The sequence below is a fragment of the Cupriavidus sp. GA3-3 genome (assembly GCF_000389805.1).
GTDB classification, from domain to species: domain Bacteria; phylum Pseudomonadota; class Gammaproteobacteria; order Burkholderiales; family Burkholderiaceae; genus Cupriavidus; species Cupriavidus necator_D.
Genome location: NZ_KB944488.1, coordinates 56,521 through 77,137 on the forward strand (window position 1 = coordinate 56,521; position 20,617 = coordinate 77,137).

General features: G+C 63.3%; 18 protein-coding genes and 2 pseudogenes. 3 read left to right on the top strand and 17 right to left on the bottom strand.

Annotated elements, in window-relative coordinates; all coding sequences use genetic code 11:
- Nucleotides 1-49: 49 nt before the first annotated feature.
- Both C265_RS21320 and C265_RS21325 read right to left on the bottom strand, forming a co-directional pair.
- Nucleotides 50-1,579, bottom strand: coding sequence for a bifunctional aminoglycoside phosphotransferase/ATP-binding protein (locus C265_RS21320; protein ID WP_010809971.1), 1,530 nt, complete (start codon nt 1,577-1,579; stop codon nt 50-52).
- A 96-nt stretch (nt 1,580-1,675) separates the two neighbouring features.
- On the bottom strand, nt 1,676-2,158 hold the full coding sequence (locus C265_RS21325; RefSeq protein ID WP_010809972.1) for a lecithin retinol acyltransferase family protein: 483 nt from the start codon (nt 2,156-2,158) through the stop codon (nt 1,676-1,678).
- Nucleotides 2,159-2,469: 311 nt separating this feature from the next.
- Between C265_RS21325 and C265_RS21330 the strand changes: the two genes are divergently transcribed.
- On the top strand, nt 2,470-2,763 hold the full coding sequence (locus tag C265_RS21330) for a carboxypeptidase-like regulatory domain-containing protein (RefSeq protein ID WP_010809973.1): 294 nt from the start codon (nt 2,470-2,472) through the stop codon (nt 2,761-2,763).
- 45 nt (nt 2,764-2,808) lie between these two features.
- Here the strand turns inward: C265_RS21330 and C265_RS21335 are convergent, their stop codons facing one another.
- Nucleotides 2,809-5,109, bottom strand: coding sequence for a heavy metal translocating P-type ATPase (locus C265_RS21335; protein ID WP_010809974.1), 2,301 nt, complete (start codon nt 5,107-5,109; stop codon nt 2,809-2,811).
- Nucleotides 5,110-5,533: 424 nt separating this feature from the next.
- Here C265_RS21335 and C265_RS21340 point away from each other — a divergent pair, with 424 nt between their 5' ends.
- Nucleotides 5,534-7,258: a PAS domain-containing sensor histidine kinase gene (locus C265_RS21340; protein WP_246840238.1), complete on the top strand. Its 1,725-nt coding sequence runs from the start codon at nt 5,534-5,536 to the stop codon at nt 7,256-7,258.
- A gap of 310 nt (nt 7,259-7,568) precedes the next feature.
- On the opposite strand, the gene C265_RS21345 is transcribed toward C265_RS21340, so the two are convergent.
- The 4 genes from C265_RS21345 to C265_RS21360 form a co-directional block, all read right to left on the bottom strand.
- Nucleotides 7,569-8,165, bottom strand: a complete 597-nt coding sequence (locus tag C265_RS21345) for a hypothetical protein (protein ID WP_010809976.1) — start codon at nt 8,163-8,165, stop codon at nt 7,569-7,571.
- A gap of 373 nt (nt 8,166-8,538) precedes the next feature.
- Entirely contained in the window at nt 8,539-8,970 is a 432-nt protein-coding gene (locus C265_RS21350) for a DUF6691 family protein (protein WP_010809977.1), read from the bottom strand.
- Nucleotide 8,971: 1 nt separating this feature from the next.
- Nucleotides 8,972-9,406 (bottom strand): YeeE/YedE family protein, encoded by a 435-nt coding sequence (locus C265_RS21355; protein ID WP_010809978.1) that lies wholly within the window; start codon nt 9,404-9,406, stop codon nt 8,972-8,974.
- Nucleotides 9,400-9,738 carry a metalloregulator ArsR/SmtB family transcription factor gene (locus C265_RS21360; RefSeq protein WP_010809979.1) on the bottom strand — a complete coding sequence of 113 codons (339 nt, stop codon included), beginning with the start codon at nt 9,736-9,738 and terminating at the stop codon, nt 9,400-9,402. Before C265_RS21360 ends, C265_RS21355 begins: the two co-directional genes overlap by 7 nt.
- A gap of 84 nt (nt 9,739-9,822) precedes the next feature.
- Here C265_RS21360 and C265_RS21365 point away from each other — a divergent pair, with 84 nt between their 5' ends.
- The gene (locus tag C265_RS21365) at nt 9,823-10,683 is read left to right on the top strand and encodes an MBL fold metallo-hydrolase (protein ID WP_010809980.1); all 861 of its coding nucleotides are present in this window, start codon (nt 9,823-9,825) and stop codon (nt 10,681-10,683) included.
- Between the two features lie 26 nt (nt 10,684-10,709).
- Here the strand turns inward: C265_RS21365 and C265_RS31700 are convergent.
- From C265_RS31700 to C265_RS21405, 10 genes and pseudogenes are all read right to left on the bottom strand, one after another.
- A pseudogene (locus C265_RS31700) lies at nt 10,710-10,916 on the bottom strand (MFS transporter); the annotation flags it as partial.
- Nucleotides 10,917-11,079: 163 nt separating this feature from the next.
- Complete coding sequence (gene ppk2, locus C265_RS21370; RefSeq protein WP_011615440.1) at nt 11,080-11,877, bottom strand: polyphosphate kinase 2; 798 nt, start codon at nt 11,875-11,877, stop codon at nt 11,080-11,082.
- Nucleotides 11,864-12,091, bottom strand: a complete 228-nt coding sequence (locus C265_RS31705; protein ID WP_246840239.1) for a hypothetical protein — start codon at nt 12,089-12,091, stop codon at nt 11,864-11,866. The genes ppk2 and C265_RS31705 overlap by 14 nt, the downstream gene beginning before the upstream one ends.
- A gap of 188 nt (nt 12,092-12,279) precedes the next feature.
- Nucleotides 12,280-12,546 carry a DUF5676 family membrane protein gene (locus C265_RS21375; protein ID WP_010809982.1) on the bottom strand — a complete coding sequence of 89 codons (267 nt, stop codon included), beginning with the start codon at nt 12,544-12,546 and terminating at the stop codon, nt 12,280-12,282.
- 36 nt (nt 12,547-12,582) lie between these two features.
- Nucleotides 12,583-13,248 (bottom strand): isoprenylcysteine carboxylmethyltransferase family protein, encoded by a 666-nt coding sequence (locus C265_RS21380; RefSeq protein ID WP_010809983.1) that lies wholly within the window; start codon nt 13,246-13,248, stop codon nt 12,583-12,585.
- Nucleotides 13,248-13,514 carry a DUF2933 domain-containing protein gene (locus tag C265_RS21385; RefSeq protein ID WP_010809984.1) on the bottom strand — a complete coding sequence of 89 codons (267 nt, stop codon included), beginning with the start codon at nt 13,512-13,514 and terminating at the stop codon, nt 13,248-13,250. Before C265_RS21385 ends, C265_RS21380 begins: the two co-directional genes overlap by 1 nt.
- A gap of 373 nt (nt 13,515-13,887) precedes the next feature.
- Nucleotides 13,888-16,371 carry a heavy metal translocating P-type ATPase gene (locus C265_RS21390; RefSeq protein ID WP_081645145.1) on the bottom strand — a complete coding sequence of 828 codons (2,484 nt, stop codon included), beginning with the start codon at nt 16,369-16,371 and terminating at the stop codon, nt 13,888-13,890.
- Between the two features lie 240 nt (nt 16,372-16,611).
- Complete coding sequence (locus C265_RS21395) at nt 16,612-17,796, bottom strand: methionine adenosyltransferase (RefSeq protein WP_010809986.1); 1,185 nt, start codon at nt 17,794-17,796, stop codon at nt 16,612-16,614.
- A gap of 695 nt (nt 17,797-18,491) precedes the next feature.
- A pseudogene (locus tag C265_RS32080) lies at nt 18,492-18,611 on the bottom strand (hydroxymethylglutaryl-CoA lyase); the annotation flags it as partial.
- A gap of 23 nt (nt 18,612-18,634) precedes the next feature.
- Nucleotides 18,635-20,617: acetyl/propionyl/methylcrotonyl-CoA carboxylase subunit alpha (locus C265_RS21405; protein ID WP_010809988.1), on the bottom strand; the 1,983-nt coding region annotated here is incomplete at its 5' end.

Here is a 20,617-nt window from a genome sequence, read left to right on the forward strand (position 1 = left end):
AAGCAAGGGGTGCTGGCGCTGCTTTAGATGGCGGCGCCGAGCTCTGGCGTCAGCCGCAGCCGGGTGCGGCGGGGCCCGTAACGCTGCCCGGCGAGGCGACGCAGGCACGCTCGGCTTCGGTCAGCGGCTCCTGGACACGCATCTGCCACGCCAGCACGCCGTCGTCGGCATCCGACAGGTCCCCGCCCGCCCGGGCACGCGCGGCGATGCGGGCGCGCAGTGTCTCAGGGCTGGCTTCGCAGGTGACGATGGCGAAGGGCACGCCAAGGCGGCGCGCCTGGGCAGCAAAGCGTTCGCGCTCGGCGCGGACCAGGAAAGTCGCGTCGGCAAGCATCGGGAACCCGGCCCGGCAGCCGAGCCGGCAGACCGCGAGCAGGCGTCGGTAGGTCCGTGCCGTTTCGCTCGCGGCATACCAGCCACCCGCGGGCATCACGCCGCGGTGCAGGCCCTTGCGTACCGCGTCGGAGCGTACGCGTACCATCGACCCGGCCTCGCTCATCTGTGCCGCAACCGTGGACTTGCCGCTGCCGGACAGCCCATGCATCAGCACCATCGGCCCGCGACGGCGGCTGAGGCATCGCCATGCCAGCGCCAGCAGCCTGCCTGCCTCGGCCTGCGCCGGCGCCATGGACGCGCCCGCGGCGTGCTTCTGGCAGCCGCGCTCCAGCAGCACGCGCGCGCGCACCAGGGCCCGCATGGCGAGATAGAAGGGCAACACGGCCAGCGCGCCGTAGTCTCCCGACTGCTCCAGGTAGCCGTTGAGCAGCCGGTAGGCCAGCGCCGGTCGGCCATGGTGCAGCAGGTCCATGACCGGGAAGGCCAGGTCGCTGATGGTGTCGGTCCAGCGCAGGGCGGCGTCGAACTCCAGGCAGTCGAATGGGGTCGGCACGCCGTTCAGCAGCACGATGTTGCCCAAATGCAGGTCGCCATGGCACTCGCGTACATGGCCGTTGCGCAGGCGTGCCCGGAACGCATCCGTCAGCCGGGTGGCCTCGCTGCGCGCCCGCAGGGCCACGCGGCTGGCCAGGTGCGTGGCCGACGTCAGCCGGCCAATGCCGCCCAGGCACTCCGCAAGCGTCGCGTCGATGCGGGCCGGCGTGCCAAAGCTATCGGAAGGGGCGGCAGGGGGCTGCGCCTGGTGAAAGGATGCAATGCTGCGCGCCAGCGCATCGATATGGCCCGGCTCCAGCCGGTCCGCAACGATTCTTGCGCTGAGCAGGTCTTGCTGGTCGAAGCGCCGCATCCGGACCGCATGCTCGATCGGTATGCCGCCGCCACCGATGCGCACCGAGCCGGGCGTGGGGCCCGCCAGGATCGGCACCACATCCAGATACAGGGCAGGTGCGAACCGGCGGTTCAGGCGCAGTTCGGTCTCACAGTCGTCGCGGCGTGCCTGCGCGGTGGAGAAGTCGACAAAGTCGAACCGCACCGGCTTGCGCACCTTGTAAGCAAAGTCCCCGGCCAGGAAGACACGGGAGATATGCGTCTCGATGACCTGTACTGCCGGCGCCGGGTGGGGGTAGGCGTCCGGCTGCTGCAAGGCGGCCATCAACGCCGCGTCGTCCCATTGACTTTCCATGTCCCTTGCCGCCTGCGCCCTTGCGCTGTTGTGAACTGCCACCTCAACTGCAGCCTCGGCACGCAGACTCCGGCTGCCAACTCGCCCCGCGGCGCCCTATGCCGTCACGTCGGCCAGATCCTGCCCCAGGATGCCCGCCGCGCTACAGAGTACGCCCACGATAGCCAGCAGTGCGCGCCACGGGTGGCTCAGCAGCGCCTCCACTTGCTCGCTGCGGCTCTCGCCAGACAGGCACCAGATGCAGAAGTGCTCGCAGTTGTTGGTAAGAAGGCGGTAATCGTCCTCTCCAAGCCGCGCAGTCGCGCGCCGTACGATCTCCGCCTCGACGTACCTCGCTTGCGTGGCCGGCTCGACGCGAAAGCCGTAGCCGCCGGCAAAGCCGGCGAGGGTGGTCTTTTCGACGGGGCCGCAACGCAGGAAACCTTTGAACCCGACATAGTGCACCACCTCGCCGTTGCCGACATAAATGCCGTGGTGGACATAACCACGGCGGTCCGTCTTCAGATGCGCGCCAAGAGGAATGTCCGCGGAGATTGCCGCAAGGCGCTGTGCGTGTCCGATGTGGTGATCGTCGCTCATCGCTTTTCCCCTTGTTGCCTTTGTTGTGCTGGTCGCTCCTGCCCCGGTGGTCCCGGTTTTCCTGCCGATGAGGGCAACCGTGTGCCCCGTGTATGCCTGCAGTATCGTTGCCGGCCGGCGACGCCGAAATCAGCCGGTTCCGAAAAACGTGTCGGCTTGCTGCCATGCAGCTTGTACGCGCATCGCGACGGCGCTTGTCCGCCGTGCGCACCGGGCTGTCAGCGGAACCTGACAAGGGCGCGGCGGTATAACCCGATATTTCCCAGCCATTGTGGAGAGGAGGGGCATTCACCCTGCGTTGGCCTCTGACCATGGTGGACGCCGCACGCGGGGACCCGCTGCCGGATGCTGCCATCCTCGTGTCCAGTCAGGACGGGCGCTCGATATTGCATGCGAGCGCAACCGGGCCGATGTTCTATCTCCGGCTTCCCACGGGCGTCTATCGGCTGGCAATTGGTTATCAGGGCTGGGTCCGGACCCGCGATATGGCCGTCGACGGCCAGGCACTCGACATGACGTTTCGCCTGCCCGTGAGGACACTGGAGGACGACTGGCTGCTTTGCAGCTCGCCGCGCGGCAACGTCGCGGTTACCGCCGTCTGGTGACGCCATCTCAGCTTCGCCATCAATTACCACCGTCGGCGCAGAACGTCACTCCGTGGGCGCATCTTCGCGCAGCGCATGGAACAGCTCGTCCTCCTGCGCGCAGTGCAGCCGCAATACGGCCTCGAGCCCGTAGAGCAGCCGCTGGTACTCCCTGACCCTGCCGGCGTCTGGCCCATCCGGCGGTGAGTCGTCCGCCATCCGCTGCAGTAGCCGGATCACCCGGAAGATCTCGCGGTGCATCGCGCTCATCGCCGCCAGCGGATCCTCGCCTCCGACCAGCAGCGCGAGTTGCGGATAGAGCTGCGCGTCATCGTGCTGTTCGTGGGGCAAAAGTGTTCCGCTGAGGGATGCGCACAAGCGGCGCAGTTCCGTGCCCGCGGCGTGGCCAGGCATGGCTGGCAACCTGTCCGCGAGGCTGCGGATCTGTTCCATCAGCGGCGCCAGCGCGGCGTGCTCCTGGTTCAGGCTCTCGGCGTCGGCCGTGGACAGGCGTTCCGCCGGCACCGACGGGTCGGCGCGCAGGGCGCGCAGCGCATTGGCAATGACCAGCACATCGATGACCTCCTGCAGCATGGCGCCGGCCAGTGGCGGCAGGTAGCCGAACGCGGCGACCGCCATCGCGACGAACGACAGGCCCATGCCGGCCATGGCGCTTTGCACGGCCAGCCGGCGCGACCGGCGGGCGATGCGCACCGCGTCCACCAGCCGGTCAAGCCGGTCCACCAGCAGCACGACATCCGCGGCTTCCGACGATGCCGCGGCACCTCGTGCGCCCATGGCCACGCCGACGTCCGCGGCGGCCAGCGCCGGTGCATCGTTCACGCCGTCGCCCACCATCAGCACAGTGCCGTCGTGGCGCGCCGCCTCGATCGCGGCAAGCTTCTGCGAGGGGGTGAGGTTGGCATGGACCTCGGTCACGCCCAGCATCGCGCCGACGGTCTCGGCGACGTCGAGCCGGTCTCCCGTGAGCATGGCCAGGCGCCGTATGCCCGCCTTGCGCAGCAAGCGCAACGCGCGCGGGGTGTCCATGCGAATCAGGTCCACGAACTGCAGTGCCCCAACCAGCACGCCGTCGACCGTGACCAGCGAGACCGAGGCGCCTTCGAAGGCCGCGCGCTGCAGCATGGCCTGGCACCACGGTGGCCCGGCATCGCCGCCGCCGGCAAAGGCGGGCGATCCCACCGCCACCACGTGCTCGCCAACCCGCCCGGCAATGCCAGCACCGGCGGTCTCGGTCACGCCTGACGGCAGGTCCAGGGCCAGGCCTCGCTCGCGCGCCGCGGTCGTGATGGCTTCGGCGACAACATGCCCGGAGGCCTGGGACAGCGAAGCGGCGACGCGCAGCACGTCGGGCGCCGGCCATCCGGGCGCGCTCTCGATGGCCGCCAGGCGGGCCCTTCCGCCCGTCAGCGTCCCGGTCTTGTCGAAGAAGAGGATGCTCGCCTGCGACAACCTTTCAAGCGCGCCGCCGCCCTTGACCAGCACGCCGCGCCCGGCGCAACGCGACACCCCGGACACAATCGCCACCGGAACGGCCAGGATCAACGGACAAGGGGTGGCGACCACCAGCACCGCCAGCGCCCGCGCGAGTTCACCACTGGCAAGCCAGGCAAGCCCGGCGACGAGCAGGGTGACAGGCACCAGCCACAGTGCATAACGGTCGGCCAACCGCGCCGCGGGCGGGCGCTCCGCGCGGGCGGTGCGCACCAGCCTGGCGATGCCGGCGAAGGTGCTGTCTGCCGCGGTGGTCGCTGCCACCATCTCGAACGGGGTGCCGGCGTTCAGCACACTGCTGCGCACGGTCTCGCCAGGGAGTCGCTGCCGTGGCAGCGACTCGCCAGTCAGGGCAGATTCGTCCAGCGTCGCCTGGCCCAGCAATGCGCCGTCCACGGGTACGACTTCGCCATGCCGGACCAACAGGCGATCCCCCGGACTGACCACATCGAGGGAAACCGCGCGCCATTCTCCGTCCTCGAAGCGGTTGGCGGACTGCGGGGCGCGGCTGAGCAGGGCGGACATCTCCCGCTCGGAACGGGCCTGCGCATAGTTCTCAATGGCCCTGCCGCTCTCGATCATCAGGGCCAGTACGGCAGCCGCGAGGAATTCGCCAAGCGCCAGCGCCAGCCCGATCGCCAGCAGCGCCAGGACATCGACGCCCGCTTCCTTCCGGCGCAGCGACCGCACGATGGCGACGATCAGCGCGCCGGCGACGACCAGCGCGCCAACCGCCCAAGCGAGCCTCGCGGCGAGCGCTTCGCCGAAGGCAAAAAGCAGCAAGCCAGCGCCCAGCGTGCCGGCCGCGACTGGCAGCAAGCCGAGGTCAAACTTGCGAAACCCGATGTGCATGGCGAACCCGATCCCCTGCGTAACTGGCGCCGGTTGCTGGGATACTCCCGCTGATGCCTTCAGGCGATCGCAGATCCTGCCGCGCTGGCGGCTGCGCAATCCCGGCTGCACGCCGAATCAGGCACTGTGTAATGGTGATGTTAGTCCAACAGGCACCGGGCCGATAATAGCCTCGGCCGCAGGCAGGGCGCGCCAGCCAGCCCTGGAGATAGTCGATGGCTGCAGGGGCCGCGGTTCGCGGCGCCACGGAGATGATTCGGCACGGCGCGGACCCGCAGTGGCTGTCGGCGGTACTGCCGTATTCGCTCACTCCTTGATGCACGCGGCGATTACGGCGCATTTTCGGTTCAAATTGCGCTTTGGCCGGTGCCGCCCTATATATTTGGGGGGCGAGAAGCACTCTCAGACAATCATCGTCCATTCCATGAGCAACCCTTTGGCGCCCGCGGGCAAGGTGCAGCCTTCGTCCGAACGTTCTCACTCCCTTGCCATGGCGATTGGCAGTGTGACGGCCGTTCTCCTCCTCGCGGGGGGATGCTTCTTGATGGCTACCGTCGAATGGTATCGGCAGTTCCTGGCGCCGTTGGTGCTCTTGACGGGCGCGGGCATCGGGCTCGCCGTGGGACTTTACTGGAACCGGCTGAGGAAGCTTACAGGGAGTAGTGATATCCAACGCGTGGCGGATAGCGAAGCCCAGTTGGCGGGGATCATCCGATCTTCGATGGAAGCGATCATCACCGTGGACAGTGACCAGCGCGTCGTACTGTTCAATCCCATGGCAGAAACGCTATTCGCCTGGCCGGCCGAACTTGCAATCGGGCGCTCCCTGAGCGACTTCATTCCCCACCGCTTTCGGGCCGCCCATGCAGAGCATGTGCGCCGGTTTGGGATCACGGGCGTTTCGGACCGCGAGATGGGACTCCAACGGGCGCTGTGCGCCATGCGTCGGGACGGAAGCGAGTTCCCTATCGAAGCATCCATTTCACAGATCTCTGTCGGCGAGGCCAAGTTATACACTGTGATGCTGCGCGATATCACCGAACGCGTGCGTGCTGAGGAAGCCCTGCACCGAAGCCTTCAGCTTGTGAAGGAAAGCGAGGCGCGATTGGCGGGAATTATCCGCTCCTCCATGGAAGCGATCATCACCGTGGACAATGAACAACGCGTAGTGCTGTTCAATCCAATGGCGGAGACGCTGTTCGCCTGGCCCGCCGAACTCGCGATTGGCCGCCCCCTCGGCGACTTCATCCCCGAACGCTACCGGGCCGCTCATGAGGAGCACGTGCGTCGGTTTGGGATCACGGGCGTATCGGATCGTCAGATGGGACGTCAACGGGCACTCTACGCTCTGCGTCGTGACGGCACTGAATTCCCTATCGAAGCATCCATCTCGCAAACGGCCCACGAAGGCACGAAGCTATATACCGTGATGCTGCGTGATATCACGGAGCGGGCACGCGCGGAGGCGACCCTGCGCCGCTCACGGGAAGAACTGCAACAGCTTTCAGATGGGATACTCGCTGCCCGCGAGGAGGAGAGGCGCCGCATTGCACGCGAGCTGCACGATGACCTGGGCCAGCGCCTGAGCGCGCTTAAGATGGACATGGCTATGCTCGGCGCGGACGTCGATGAGGGCCGTGACACAGCAGGACTGCTAGACGAGATTGGTGCCATAAACGGCGTCATCGACAATACTGTTGCCTCGGTCCGACGCATTGCCAGTGACCTACGGCCGGCCTTGCTGGACGAGTTGGGAATGATTCCTGCCATTGAGTGGTTGGCCGATGATTTTGCCAACCGGTACGGATTGGCGGTGAGCGTGGACGGTGCCGAGGCTGACGTCCCCGCGCAGACGGCAATCGCCATGTTCCGCATTGTCCAGGAGGCATTGAGCAATGTCGTCCGGCATGCCGACGCGACCACCGTGCATATTCAGCTCACCCAGTCAGAGGGCCAACTTGTGTTGCGGGTGCAAGACAATGGGGTGGGCTGGGACAAGGTCTCCTCCGCAAGCGGGCCACGCAAATCGCTGGGACTCCTTGGCATCCGGGAGCGGGCACGCCTTCTGGGTGGCAGCTTCACCATCGACAGCACTCCCGGCAAGGGCTTTTGCCTAATCGTGCAAATTCCCCACGAAAGGGTGGCCTGATGCGACATGCCTCATGATTGGGGATGGCATCGCAGTTGTCCGGAATCAAGCCCCCATGTGCCGGGGTAATTCTGGCGATTGTAATTGCGAACGCCGCGACCGGCTTCATTCAGGACGGCAAGGCGGAAAAAAGCCACGGACCGTTTCGGCACCGGCGACGCTACGCCGAATGCTTTGCAGACACTCACTCCATTCTGCTGCTGCAGCGGAACTGCCGTCGCAAGAGCGACGGCCGGACGGCAAGGGGCTGGCAGGTTTGCGGTCTGACGGGATTAGTCCGCACGAGGGCCAACCCTTACGGCTAGACCCATCATCCGCCTGGCGCCATCTTTCCACCCATGCCCGGACCCATTCCCGGCCCCATGCCCGGACCCATGCCCGGACCCATCCCCGGCCCCATGCCCGGCCCCATGCCCGGACCCATGCCCATGCCCGGGCCCATGCCTTGGTCGTTGGCCATCGTCTGCATCATTTCCTGCATGAACGCCATGTGACTACCCGCCATGTCTTGGCACATCTGCATTTGATTTGATGGGGCGTTTCCCTTGGCGACTCTCTTGCCAGGAGCCATACGAGCAGGGCCGCCCATTTTCATCATGTCCTTTTGCATGATGGCCATTGCATCTTGCATGACCTGATGGCGTTCAGCCAAGAGGGCCTGACGCTCCTCCGGCGTTTTGGCACGCGAAAGCCGCTCTCTGATGGCACGCAGGTGGGCAACCTGGGCGTCCAGCTTTGCATCGCTGGAAACTCCGGGAGTTACGACCGGAGCCTTATCTTGCCGCTTTTCAGGATGGTGCTGCTCATGCTCAATGCCGGTAGCCGGCGACGCCGGGAAAGCTGCTGGCGCCCACGCTAGCACGGCGGCCGCAGTGATAAGGGTAGAGAGGCGATGGTTGGTGGACATGGGAGATCCTCCTATGAAAACATGATGGTTCCTAGTCCAAGGTATGCGGCGGTCAGGGATTTGAGTTGATTGGGATCAACGAAGCGATGGGTGTACCGGGTGTTCAGTCCCATCGATGTGCTGGTCTGCGCAGGAGCAATCTGCGCAGACCATTTTTGCGGATGCCCTCAGCAGCAATGCTCCGGTTGCCAGGAAACGGTCTGGCCAGGAACAAATCCGGCGGCGGAATACCTGGAAATCGACTATGAGGGCAGCAAGTCAGCGGGAACCGTGTAAAGCGCCACTTCGCCCGTCGGCGCCAGCCCTGCGGCGCATTGTTTGTTCCTCTGCCACGCCTCTATCCAACTGCACTTCGCTGCCAGTGCCGGCGTGCTTACGCCCGTTGCATGCTTGATTTGGCGCGCTCCGCGACCTCGAACACGAGCATGCCAGCCACCATTGCTGCCACAAAGCCAATGGCCTTCGGATAGCCAGCGCCCAGGGCAACCAGCGCGGGACCAGGGCAGAAGCCGGCCAGACCCCAGCCGACGCCGAAGGCGGCGCTGCCCAGTACCAGCCGCAGCGTTACGGCCGTGCTGGCCGGCAGTTGCACAGGCAGCCCCAGGAAGGAGCGTTTGCGGTGTTTGGCGATGAGGAAGGCGAGCGAGCCAATGGCAATGGCACCGGCCATCACAAAAGCGAGGGACGGGTCCCAGGTTCCTGCAAGGTCAAGAAAGCCCAGCACCTTGGCCGGGTTGGCCATGCCGGAGACCATCAGGCCAATGCCAAATAGCAGGCCTGCGACGAGTGCAGTCATGGCGGTCATATCAGCCTCCAATCAGGTGCCGTTGCACGAAGACAGTCAGGAATCCCGCCACCATGAAGGTGAGGGTGGCGACCAGCGAGCGGATGGAGCCGCGCGAGATGCCGCACACGCCATGGCCGCTGGTGCAGCCGCTGGCGTAGCGGGTGCCAAGGCCGACCAGGAAGCCGGCGGCCAGGATTTCGCCCCAGCTTGCCTGGATATCCGCAATGGCGGGCTTGCCGAGCAGGCTCGCAATCACAGGAGCGCCAACCAGGCCAGCGAGGAAGGTCAGGCGCCAGGCCATGTCCTTTCGAGGCAGGCTAAGCAGGCCGCCGAAGATGCCGCTGATGCCGGCAATGCGGCCGTTGAACAGCAGCAGCACAGCGGCCGCCGCACCGATGATGAGCCCGCCGACCAGTGACAGGCCGGGCGTGAAGTTAGCGAGGTCAATCAGCATGTCGCCTCCTGATCGGGGTTGGCACAGAACTGTTCATAAAGGACCGCCATGACGGCAAGCGCCTGGGGGCTCGCCACCGAATAGAAGATGTTCTTGCCGTCACGGCGCGTGGCCACCAGGCTGTTCTCGCGCAGCACACCGAGCTGTTGAGACAGCGTCGGCTGCCGGATGCCGAGCTGTTCCTCCAGCTCACCGACAGACAGCTCGCCTTGGGACAGGCGGCACATCAGCAGCAGGCGGTCCGGATTGGCAAGCACCTTGAGCAGGGTACAGGCCTGCGCCGCAGCAGCTTGCATGCTGGCGAGGTCGATGGCGGGGTGGGGCTGGTCCATAGGTCGTTTACATTTTGCTTGTTAATATTATATTGAAAAATAGAATGTATGTGAATAGAATGTACTGCATCCAAGGAGGCGAGCATGCACCCGACTATCCAGCCGTTCTTCGACCCTGCGACCTGGACTGTGACGTACGTGGTCTTTCAGGAGGGGCGCCCCGAGTGCGCCATCATCGACTCGGTGCTGGACTACGACCCCAAGGCGGGTCGGACATCGACGGCAAGTGCTGATAAGGTTGTTGCGTTTGTGCGCGCGCATGGACTGAGAGTCGAGTGGATTCTCGAGACGCACGCGCATGCCGACCACCTGTCTGCCGCGCCGTACCTGAAGCGACACCTGGGTGGCCAGACAGCAATAGGCCAGAACATCCGCAACGTACAGGGGGTCTTCAAGACGCTCTTTAACCTGGAGCCTGAGTTTCGGCTCGACGGGTCGCAGTTCGACCACCTGTTTGACGACGGAGCGACGTTTGCCATCGGCGGCCTGACCGGCAGGGCGATTCATGTGCCAGGGCATACACCCGCCGACATGGCTTACCAGATTGGGGACGCGGTCTTTGTCGGCGATACGCTGTTCATGCCGGACGTCGGCACGGCTCGCTGCGACTTCCCGGGCGGCGACGCACACGAGTTGTATCGCTCCATCCGCAAGCTGCTGGACCTGCCGAGCAATACACGGCTCTTTATGTGTCACGACTATCCGCCCGAGGGGCGCGGGCCTGCATGGGAAACGACGGTGCGCGCTCAGCGCGAAGGCAATATCCACGTGCATGACGGCGTGAGCGAGGAACAGTTCGTGGCCATGCGCCGGGCGCGCGATGCGACGCTGGCGATGCCCACGCTGCTTCTGCCGTCGGTGCAAGTCAATATACGAGCCGGGGAGTTGCCGCCGCCCGATGCGAATGGCGTTCGCTATCTAAAAATCCCTCTGGACGTCATCTGAGGCAGGTTGTTTTCAATTGTTGTTCCCATTGCGATGGCGACGAACCGGAATGCACTCTCGACGCGGCCACCGAGCGCCGCAGCTGCGCCCAGGCAGAGCGCGCCGATGCCATACCCGAGGTCGCGCCAGAAGCGGTAGATGCCGATGGCGGACGCCCGCCAACTGGGGTGTGCGATGTCGGCTACCGCAGCGCTCAGATTGGGGTACAACATCGCCATGCCCAGCCCGGTCATCCCTCGGGCTTGTTACGGCTTCGTCATACTTCACCGTAGTGCTGCCAGCGACCCAATTAGCCTCCGCCCCTGCTCAGAACGGACAGCAGGCCTCTAACTTCAATGATGCTGGTCTTCATCTCATCCATCCTCGCAGGTCACAAGTTCGTGCTGCGCTACCGTCTCACTTCGAAATCGCCCCGCTCAGAAGATGTTCCTCTGCATAAGGAAACACAACTTCCGGATTAGGGCGAATCAGCTCAGCGTCCTTGTGCGCATAGTGAAGGCGGGTCAGTAGATCCTTGATGACGCTGAGGCGTGCGACATGCTTGTCGTCGGCGCGCACGACGTTCCATGGCACGATGTCGCTGGTTCGAGCAAACATCTCGTTCCGTGCCTTACTGTATTTCTTCCAAAGCGATACCGCTTGTTCGTCAATGGGGCTGACTTTCCACTGCTTTAGCGGGTCCCGGCGGCGCTCTTCGATGCGCTTCTTCTGTTCGGCCTTGCTGATGTCAAGGTAGTACTTGATAAGACGAATTCCGGAACGCACGAGCATCCGTTCGAACTCTGGGACACTTGCCATGAACTCCTCATGCTCGTCCTTGGTGCAGAAGCCCATCACATGTTCCACACCGGCCCGGTTGTACCAACTGCGATTGAAAAGGGTGAACTCGCCGGCCGCAGGCAGCTCGGCCGCATAGCGGCGGAAGTACCAGGAGCCTCGGTCACGGTCGGATGGCTTCCCCAGTGCGACGACGCGCGTTTCACGCGGACTGAGGTGTTCGACAATGCGCTTGATGGTCCCATCCTTCCCAGATGCATCCCTTCCCTCAAAAATCACCAGAATCCGGTCGCTGCAGGAAATGAAGTGCTTCTGTAGTTTGACCAGCTCGATTTGAAGCAGGTGGAGATTCTCCTCATAGCTGTCATGGGAGAGGGCGCTTGCCTCGGATGGAGCCGTCTTGCTACTTGTCTTCATTTTCATGGTTCACCTCCCTTGAGTCGGGCGCATCGGGTGGGAAAGGGGGGGGCTTTCCAGGTGAAAGCGGGGTAACTTTTTCGTTGAGCAACAGCTCCAGGTTTGCCAGCAATGTTTGCTTCACCCGCTGACTGGCGTCGCCCAGAATCGTCCGCACTTCTGCATCACTGATTTGCGCAGTACTCTCGCTGTACTCTTTGCGTTGCCGAGGCATTGGCAGCTTCGAGGTCCTGGACCAGATTGGGGTCTGACCCGAAGCGTGGAGAAGGGGTGGTCTCCCTTTCCCTGGCGCAACATCTCTTCGACCTGTGGCTTGGGGAGCAGAGTCTCAATGCCAGTGGTGACACGAGCTCGTAAAGAGCTGTGGCGCAAGGACTTGGAGTCATATCGCCATTCTTGGTATCAGGTCTCTCCTTGAAGGCTGTTGTGTAACCATGCAAAGAATGCCCCGGCAGCGAAGAACCACACCGCAAACACAAAGGCTGGATAGATGATGGACCACCACGATACTGATTCGCCGGTCTGAAGGCGCCGGAAATCGAGCCCGTGAAAGAGCGCGTTCATGAAATTCATGAAGGGCTCAGGAAGAACCATCCAGACGAGCGTGCATAGAACGTAGAACAGCACGACCGTGGCGGATAGCGTCAAACCAGTCTTGAAGGGTTTCATGGCAGCCTCCGGGTGCAAGGAAGATGACGGTTGAATTCAATGAGGACGCGTCCGCGGAACATCTCGGGCTGAGATATGCGGAATGAACGCTGGTGTCTTTTGGCGATATTCCTCATATGCTTGCCCGAACTCGGCCAGTGCGTCCTGCTCCTCCGACTTGGCCAGCCGAACATACATCCAGACCAGGATGGGGAACATCACCAGAGTGACTATCGTCGGCCACTGCAGGAGGAAGCCGAACATAATCAGGACGAACGCGACATACTGGGGGTGCCTCATGCGCGCATAGAGACCCGTGGTCGCCAGGCGGTGCTGCTGCTGGGCCAGGTACAGAATGCGCCAGGCGGAAGACAGCATGATGAAGCCGCCAAAAATCAAGATGTCGCTGGCGATGTGAAATGGCCCCAGGTGCGGGTTGCCCCTCCAGCCGAAAATCATCTCCGGAAGATGACCGGCATCATGCGAGAGGAAGTCGATTCCCGGGAACTTCGCCGAAAGCCACGGTAGCAGGAGATAGATACTCAGGGGGATGCCATACATCTCTGTAAAGAGCGCCACAATGAACGCGGAGAACGCGCCAAACGAGCGCCAGTCGCGCTGGGTCTTCGGCTTGGTGAAGCTGAAGGCGAAGATGATGAAGACAGCTGAGTTGATAATGACCAGCGACCAGAGACCGTAGCTGGATTGTGTTTCGGGTTGCATCATCGCTCTCCTTTGGCGTTCGTGTCCTTGGTGGCGTCATCCGGTCCGTGACTGTGTCCATGTCCATGTCCACCGTGCATGAAGATGTGCATTAAGGGGCAGGCGGCCAGCAGAAGAAATGGCAGGAACTGAATGACGTGTGCCCGGTGTTCAGTCCATAGGAAGTAGGCAATCACCAGCAGAAAGCCAATCATGACCAGCTTGGACCTGGCCACGGTGCGCAGTGCGTCGCCAGGCCGCTCATGACCGTTGTGGTCGTGGTTCATGTTTTCCTCCTATAAAGCGAACGCCGTACCGCCTGGCAGCAGCCATGGTGCCGATGACGTCGGTGTATGTATCTCGCTTGGTCTTGCTGAAAAACTGTTCGCCGTTCCGCCAAGCAGGAGCCAAGTGAGACTCTGTGATAACCAGTTCATAGACCCTCTCTTCAACCTTTGTCTTGGCGTTCACGCTCAACTGCGTTTCGTATATCGCGCTCGCACTGTCGCGAAAGGCGAAGACTCAACCACACCACAACGACCGGACAGGACAGCAGGAGTAGGCCAACCAGTATGGTGAACGGTGTCAGCCCAAACCGGTAGACGATAGCTGCCGCGAGCAGCATTGCAAAGGCAGCGCAAATCCATGCCACCGGGTGTTTCATCTCGCCTCCGGGCTGGCAATTCTGGAGCCAAGTCGTACACGCTTCAGCAATGCGGAGTTGGCTACCACACTCAATGAGGACAGTGCCATTGCTGCTGCGGCAAAGATGGGGTTCAGGAGTCCAAGTGCGGCGATAGGGATGCCGATGGTGTTGTAGATGAACGCCCAGAAGAGGTTCTGTTTGATTTTGCGCATCGTCGCGCGGGACAGCTCAATGGCGGCAACCACGTCACGCACATCATCGCGAATGAGGATGATGCTCCCAGTTTCCTTCGCGACATCCGAGCCTGAGCCGATGGCAATGCCGATGTCCGCTGCGGCAAGCGCCGGTGCGTCATTGACGCCGTCTCCCACCATGGCCACGACCTCCCCTTGCTTCTGTAATGCGTGAATGGTCTCGACCTTGTCTTCCGGCATCACCTCGGCAATGACATGCTCAATGCCAACCTGCCGGCCGATTGCCTCGGCGGTGCGGCGGTTGTCACCGCTCAGTAGCACAACCTTGATGGCGCGCGCCTTCAATGCCGCGATTGCCTCGCTCGCTTCCGGTTTCACTGTGTCAGCCACGGCCACTACGCCGAGCAATTGTGTGCCGGCGCCGACCAGCATGGCTGTCTTGCCATCGGCCTCGAGCTTCCCGAGTACAGATTCGGCCGATTCGATTGGGATGCCTTGGCGTGCAAAGAGACGCCGGTTGCCCAGCCAGACTTGCTGACCGTCGACGAGGCCCTGAATGCCCATGCCAGACAATGCGCTGATGCTGGCTGCCTTGGGAGTGGTGAGCGCGCGATACTGTGCGGCGCGCACGATGGCTTCTCCCAAAGGGTGCTCGGACCCGGCTTCCACAGCGGCAGCAAGAGTCAGCAGGTCAGATTTCTCTCGCCCAGAAAAGGGGATGACATCGGTCAAGGTCGGCTCTCCGCGCGTAATCGTCCCGGTCTTGTCAAAGACAACCGCGGTGAGCTTCTCGGCCCGCTCCAGCACTTCACCGCCGCGTATCAGGATGCCGTTCTCCGCGCCCTTGCCGACGCCGACCATCAGCGCTGCTGGCGTGGCGACGCCTAGCGCGCAGGGGCAGGAGATAATCAGAACAGCCACGAATGCGAGCAGTCCCTGCGGAAAATGACCGGCGACGGTCCATCCCACTAATGCCAGCATCGCGACCGAAACAACCGCAGGTACGAAGTAGCCGGTGACCTGGTCCGCCAGTCTCTGAATTTGCGCGGTGCTGGCCTGGGCGTCCTCGACCATCCTGATAATCTGAGCGAGAGCGGTGTCCGCTCCGATTTTTGTGGCCTGGAAGGTGAAGGCGCCACTGCGGTTTAGCGTGCCGCCAATGACAGCGGCACCAGGCTTCTTTTCCACGGGCATCGACTCGCCGGTCAGCATCGATTCATCGACACTGGATTGGCCATCGATAACCTTGCCATCAGTGGGAATCTTCTCGCCGGGGCGTACAACGACCGCTTCGCCCACCATGATGCTTTCAGCCGGGATTTCCACCTCCGTCCCGTCGCGAAGCACGTGAGCGACGGCGGGGCGCAGGTCGAGCAGGCGTCGAACAGCGGCGGAGGATTTCTTCTTGATGATTTCCTCCATGTATTTCCCCAGCAGCACGAAGGCGATAATGACCGCCGACACCTCAAAGTAGACGTCTCGCTCTTCGACCTTGACGGGCAGCCAGGACGGAAAGAACAGCACTACTACGCTGTAGAAGTAGGCGACGGATGTCCCCAGGGCGATGAGGAAGTCCATATTGATATTGCGCGTCCGGATGGCGTTCCATGCGCCCTTGTAGAAGCTCCAGCCGCCAATGAACTGGACCGGCGTGACGAGAAGGAATAGCCACATCCCCCACGTGAACCAAGGCAAGGCGGGAATCGGGGCCCAAGTCACGAGCGTCGCGCCGGCTGCCAGTGCCAGGAAGGCGCCAGCCCGCAGCACCGCCAGCGCGAGCACGCCCGTGAGCGCAATGGTCACGCGCGTCCTCATGGCTTTCAACTCGCTCTCTGGCGACTCGAAGGTCCGAAGGCAGCTCTCGCTGCAGAAGTAGTACTTGCGGTTGCCACGCTCGGCGGAGAGGGCCGTAGCCTTGTCCACCATCATTCCGCAAATAGGGTCCTTGGCGAGTTGCTTGGCGGCGTGGGAAGCAAGCGCGGGCGTCGCCGCAGGGATAGGAGCGACGCCGGGTGGGCTAGGACTGCGGGAGGGCCCAGCCGAGCTACGCCTATCAACGGGGTGAAGAACATATTTCGCCGGGTTGGCTAGGAAAACCTGCTCACAGTGTGGAGAGCAGAACCAGTATCGCTTCTGGTCGAGCTCCGTGCTGGTAGCGGCCTCCCGTGGGGAGATCTCCATGCCACAGACCGGGTCACGCACGAGCTGCTGCGAGGCGGCTGGGCCTGCGGCGGCCGTTGGAGCTGCCTGGGCTTCGGTGAGGCCGTAACTCCCCCCATTAGGGGTGGTGGACTTGGTCGGCATTCCATCCTCTCCTTGGGGCTCTTAAGAGGGGCTGCAGCGCATAAATTACATTTTCATTCTGGGTGACCAGTCGATTTGCTTCTTGATTTCAATCAAGCGTTCATGGGTGGTCGGGGGTGCGGTGGGTGCCGATTCAGGAATGAATGTCGAACGCCGCATGACGTATGTGTTTGAAGGCTGGGAAGCCGCTCGGCCAGCCGATGCCGGCGCCGAGGTTGCTGTGCTCCCCATACACCGGGCCTAGAAGACCGCTACCGTGCCATAGACCAGCTCATTGACCAAGGCAGGAAGCTGCGCCAGCTGTAGCGTCGCGAGTTCACGAACTTGCTGCTCCTGGGCGCTCGAGAGGCCGCGCTCGGCCACGACATCAATGGCAAACAGTTGGGGCTGGTCGATGGGGCGTCCAATCCCGGAGAGAAGCCGGACGACGACTTCATCCGCGCCATCCACGCTTGCCTGAATATGAGAGGCTAACCGGTGGGCGAGCACGTTGTAGAGCTTGCCGACATGTGACGCCGGGTTCTTGCCCGCTGCGGCCTCCAGCGACATTGGCCGATAGGGGGTAATCAGGCCATTGACCCGGTTTCCGCGGCCGACCTGGCCGTCATCACCATGCTCAGCACTTAAGCCAGTGACCGTCAGGTAAATCCCGCTTTCGTCGCAAGCATCCCGGCGATCGAGGGTATTGATTGCAATCTCACAGTCGGTGCCGATGTGCTCGGCCAGATACGACCCAATCCGGCCCTTGAGGATGAAGTACTCATCGACGCCTTGGACGCATCGGTCGACAAACGCCAGCGCAAGAGTGAGACGGTGATGCGCACCCAGCCGACTCCCCATCACCTTGTAATCGAGGCCCGCCGCCTCAAACATTCCCCTGTCGGCACGTGAGCGCAGAAGCTCGGCAATCAACAGCACCGCTCTTTCAAGCGATGAGAGTGGCGCATAGCCGACGCCAAAGGATGTGTCATTGGACAGCGAAAGAGACGCTGCATTGGTCACGCGCCGGAGGTTCGGGGCCGAGGGGCGGAGGATTGGCTCGATCCGGATGTCATTGCCAATATCGCCCAAGGATGTCGCCAGGTACTCACGAATGGCCTGCTCGACAACTAGCTCGGCCTTGGCCGACGGAAGTTCGGTAACAGGGCCGGATACTATCAACCGCGTTGAGCGCAGCACTTTGCCACCGCCGAACTTTGGCGCGCTCATGCCGCCGATGAGTAGTGCCTTGTCCAGATTGAAGTGCTGGACTGCGCCATAGGCTTCGAAGTATGCGCGGCACAAGGCGCGAGCCGCAGCTTCGACAGCCCCATCGCATAGGCTATCGGGATGTCCGATGCCCTTGTGCTCGCACATTTCCGTGTGCTCACCTCGCCATGACGGCCCACGCGAGATAGCAATCGCTATGTTCTCCATGATGGTCATCTCGAGCCCCCTTCACGCCGTCGCCCTGTAGCCATTCTATGTAGCCGCGGTAGGTCAAGTCGCGAAGGTTCGGTTCCCGACTCGGGTTGCCAGGAGTTGTTGACGCGAATCAAGCACGGTTTTTCGCGTTGCCTAGCATCAGTGCTGAAAATATGCCTTTCGATTGCCAACTAAGTCGCGGCAGGGCCGCTGGTGCACTATTAGGCTCATGTGGCCTGGCATTTGAAGGTTGCGAAATCGCCGAGCGGGTGCAAACCGTCGGGGTGGCCAAGGCGCGCCTGCCGCTGCTGCAAATGGCGATGCTTGGGCATACTGGCCCGGCGCCAAACTATTCACTGCCAACAACCTATTAGTGATGGCCTGGGCCGACCGGCGAATCAGCAGCTACGAGCTGCTGTGCAATTTTGGGGTGGTGAGCTTGACCAACTTTGCCGAAGCGGCTGGACTCGCATTGCTGGTTGGTTGCCAGGGTATCCGGTGCTGAACAACGGACTAGTGGCTGAGCGCTTGGAGCGCATTGCCGTTGCCAATTGCGCCCCAAGCCCCCAGCCGTTCATTGGTGTGCGCATCCGTACAGATGCTAGTTACACCCTGGAACTGTCAATGGTGCTGCCGCCGGGGATGGATCCGTGGCCACCCGCTGCAAGGGCTGATCGGCTTTCAGTCTTTGCCCCGACAATCGCTTTATCTCCGGCGCCTGCCTCGGTCAGCTGGTCGATCAATGCGACCTTGATCTCGGTCGGCACTAACGCCTTCTCGTTCTGGAGGCCATCGCGTGGACCGACTTCCACGATCTTGACTTTGTCTGGTTGCATTGCCGGAAACCTCCCCACGATTATCAGGCTTCAAACGCCAGGAGCTGCGACCCTTCAGCCACTTGCTCGCCAACCCCATAGAGCACTTCACTGACCACACCATCCACCGGTGCGCTGATGGTGTGCTCCATCTTCATGGCCTCCATCACCAGCAGCGGGGCCCCGCGCGTCACGATGCTGCCCGCCTCGACCATCACGGCAATGACCTTGCCGGGCATCGGCGCGGTCAGCTTGCCGTCTTCGCTTTCAGCCTCGCCAGCGTGCGCCAGTGGATCGAGCCAGGTCAGGCTTACGTGACCATCGGCATGGAAGGCATGAAACACCTCGCCGTCGGCATGCACTTGGCCGTGCGCGTGGCGCGTACCGAGGTCGACGCGGATCTCATCTCCCTGGCAGTTGCAGGCGAAGGACACAACCTGGTTCGCGTAGATCAGCGTGCTGCCGCGTGCATCGGTATTCAGCGTCACCTCCAGCACCTGCTCGCCATAGCCGAAGCGCAGCGTGCGCGACACGCCGCCGTTCAGCCGCCACGCGCCGCCATGGGTCCACGGCGAATGCTGGTCGGCGGCGTCGACGCGGCGCTCGCGCGTCTCGCGGTCGAGCAGCGCGGCCACCGCCAGCGCAATGACTTCCAGGCCGACCGGGGCGGCGGGCGGGAACAGCGTGGCTTCGTTGCGCTCGATCAGGCCGGTATCGAGATCGGCGGTGCGGAACGCCTGCGACGACACCAGCCGCTGCAGGAAGGCCACGTTGGTCGACAGCCCCACCACGTGATACGACGCCAGCGCCTGGCGCATGCGCGCCAGCGCCTCGTCGCGGTCCTTGCCCCAGACGATCAGCTTGGCGATCATCGGGTCGTAGAAGGGGCTGATGGTGTCGCCTTCGCGCACGCCGGCGTCGATGCGGATGCCGGCCGGGCCATGCACATCACCACCGCGCATGAACTGCACCGCCGGCGGTGTGCGCAGGTAGCGCAGCGTGCCGGTGGACGGCAGGAACTGTTTGTCGGGGTTCTCGGCGTAGATGCGTGCTTCCAGCGCATGGCCGTCGATGCGCAGCTGCTCCTGCGTGAGCGGCAGCGCTTCGCCGGCGGCGACGCGCAGCTGCCATTCGACCAGGTCCTGCCCGGTGATCATCTCGGTAACGGGGTGCTCCACCTGCAGGCGCGTGTTCATCTCCATGAAGTAGAACGAGCCGTCCTGGTTGGCGATGAACTCGACCGTGCCGGCGCCGACATAGCCCACCGCCTTGGCCGCGGCCACCGCCGCTTCGCCCATGGCGCGGCGGCGCGCCTCGGTCATGCCTGGCGCGGGGGCTTCTTCCAGCACCTTCTGGTGGCGGCGCTGCACCGAGCAGTCGCGCTCGAACAGGTAGACGCAGTTGCCGTGGGTATCGGCAAACACCTGGATCTCGATGTGGCGCGGGCGCGTCAGGTACTTCTCCACCAGTACCTTGTCATCGCCAAAGCTGGCGCTGGCCTCGCGCTTGACCGAGGCCAGCGCGGCCTCGAAGGCGTCGCCCGACTCGACCACGCGCATGCCCTTGCCGCCGCCGCCTGCGCTGGCCTTGAGCAGCACCGGGTAGCCGATGCGGTCGGCCTCGCGGCGCAGCAGCGCCGGACCCTGGTCCTCGCCGTGGTAGCCGGGCACCAGCGGCACCGCCGCCTTCTCCATCAATTGCTTGGCCGCGCTCTTGCTGCCCATCGCGTGGATGGCGGACGCCGGCGGGCCGATGAAGACCAGCCCCGCCGCGGCGCAGGCCTCGGCAAAGGCCTCGTTCTCGGACAGGAAGCCGTAGCCGGGGTGGATGGCCTGGGCGCCGGCCTCCTTCGCCATCTCGATGATGTGGTCCGCGCGCAGGTAGCTGTCGCGCGCGGCCGCGCCGCCGATATGCACGGCCTCGTCGCAGAAGGCGACGTGGCGCGCGTCGGCGTCGGCATCCGAGTACACCGCGACGGTGCGGATGCCGAGCCGGCGGCAGGTGGCGGCCACGCGGCAGGCGATTTC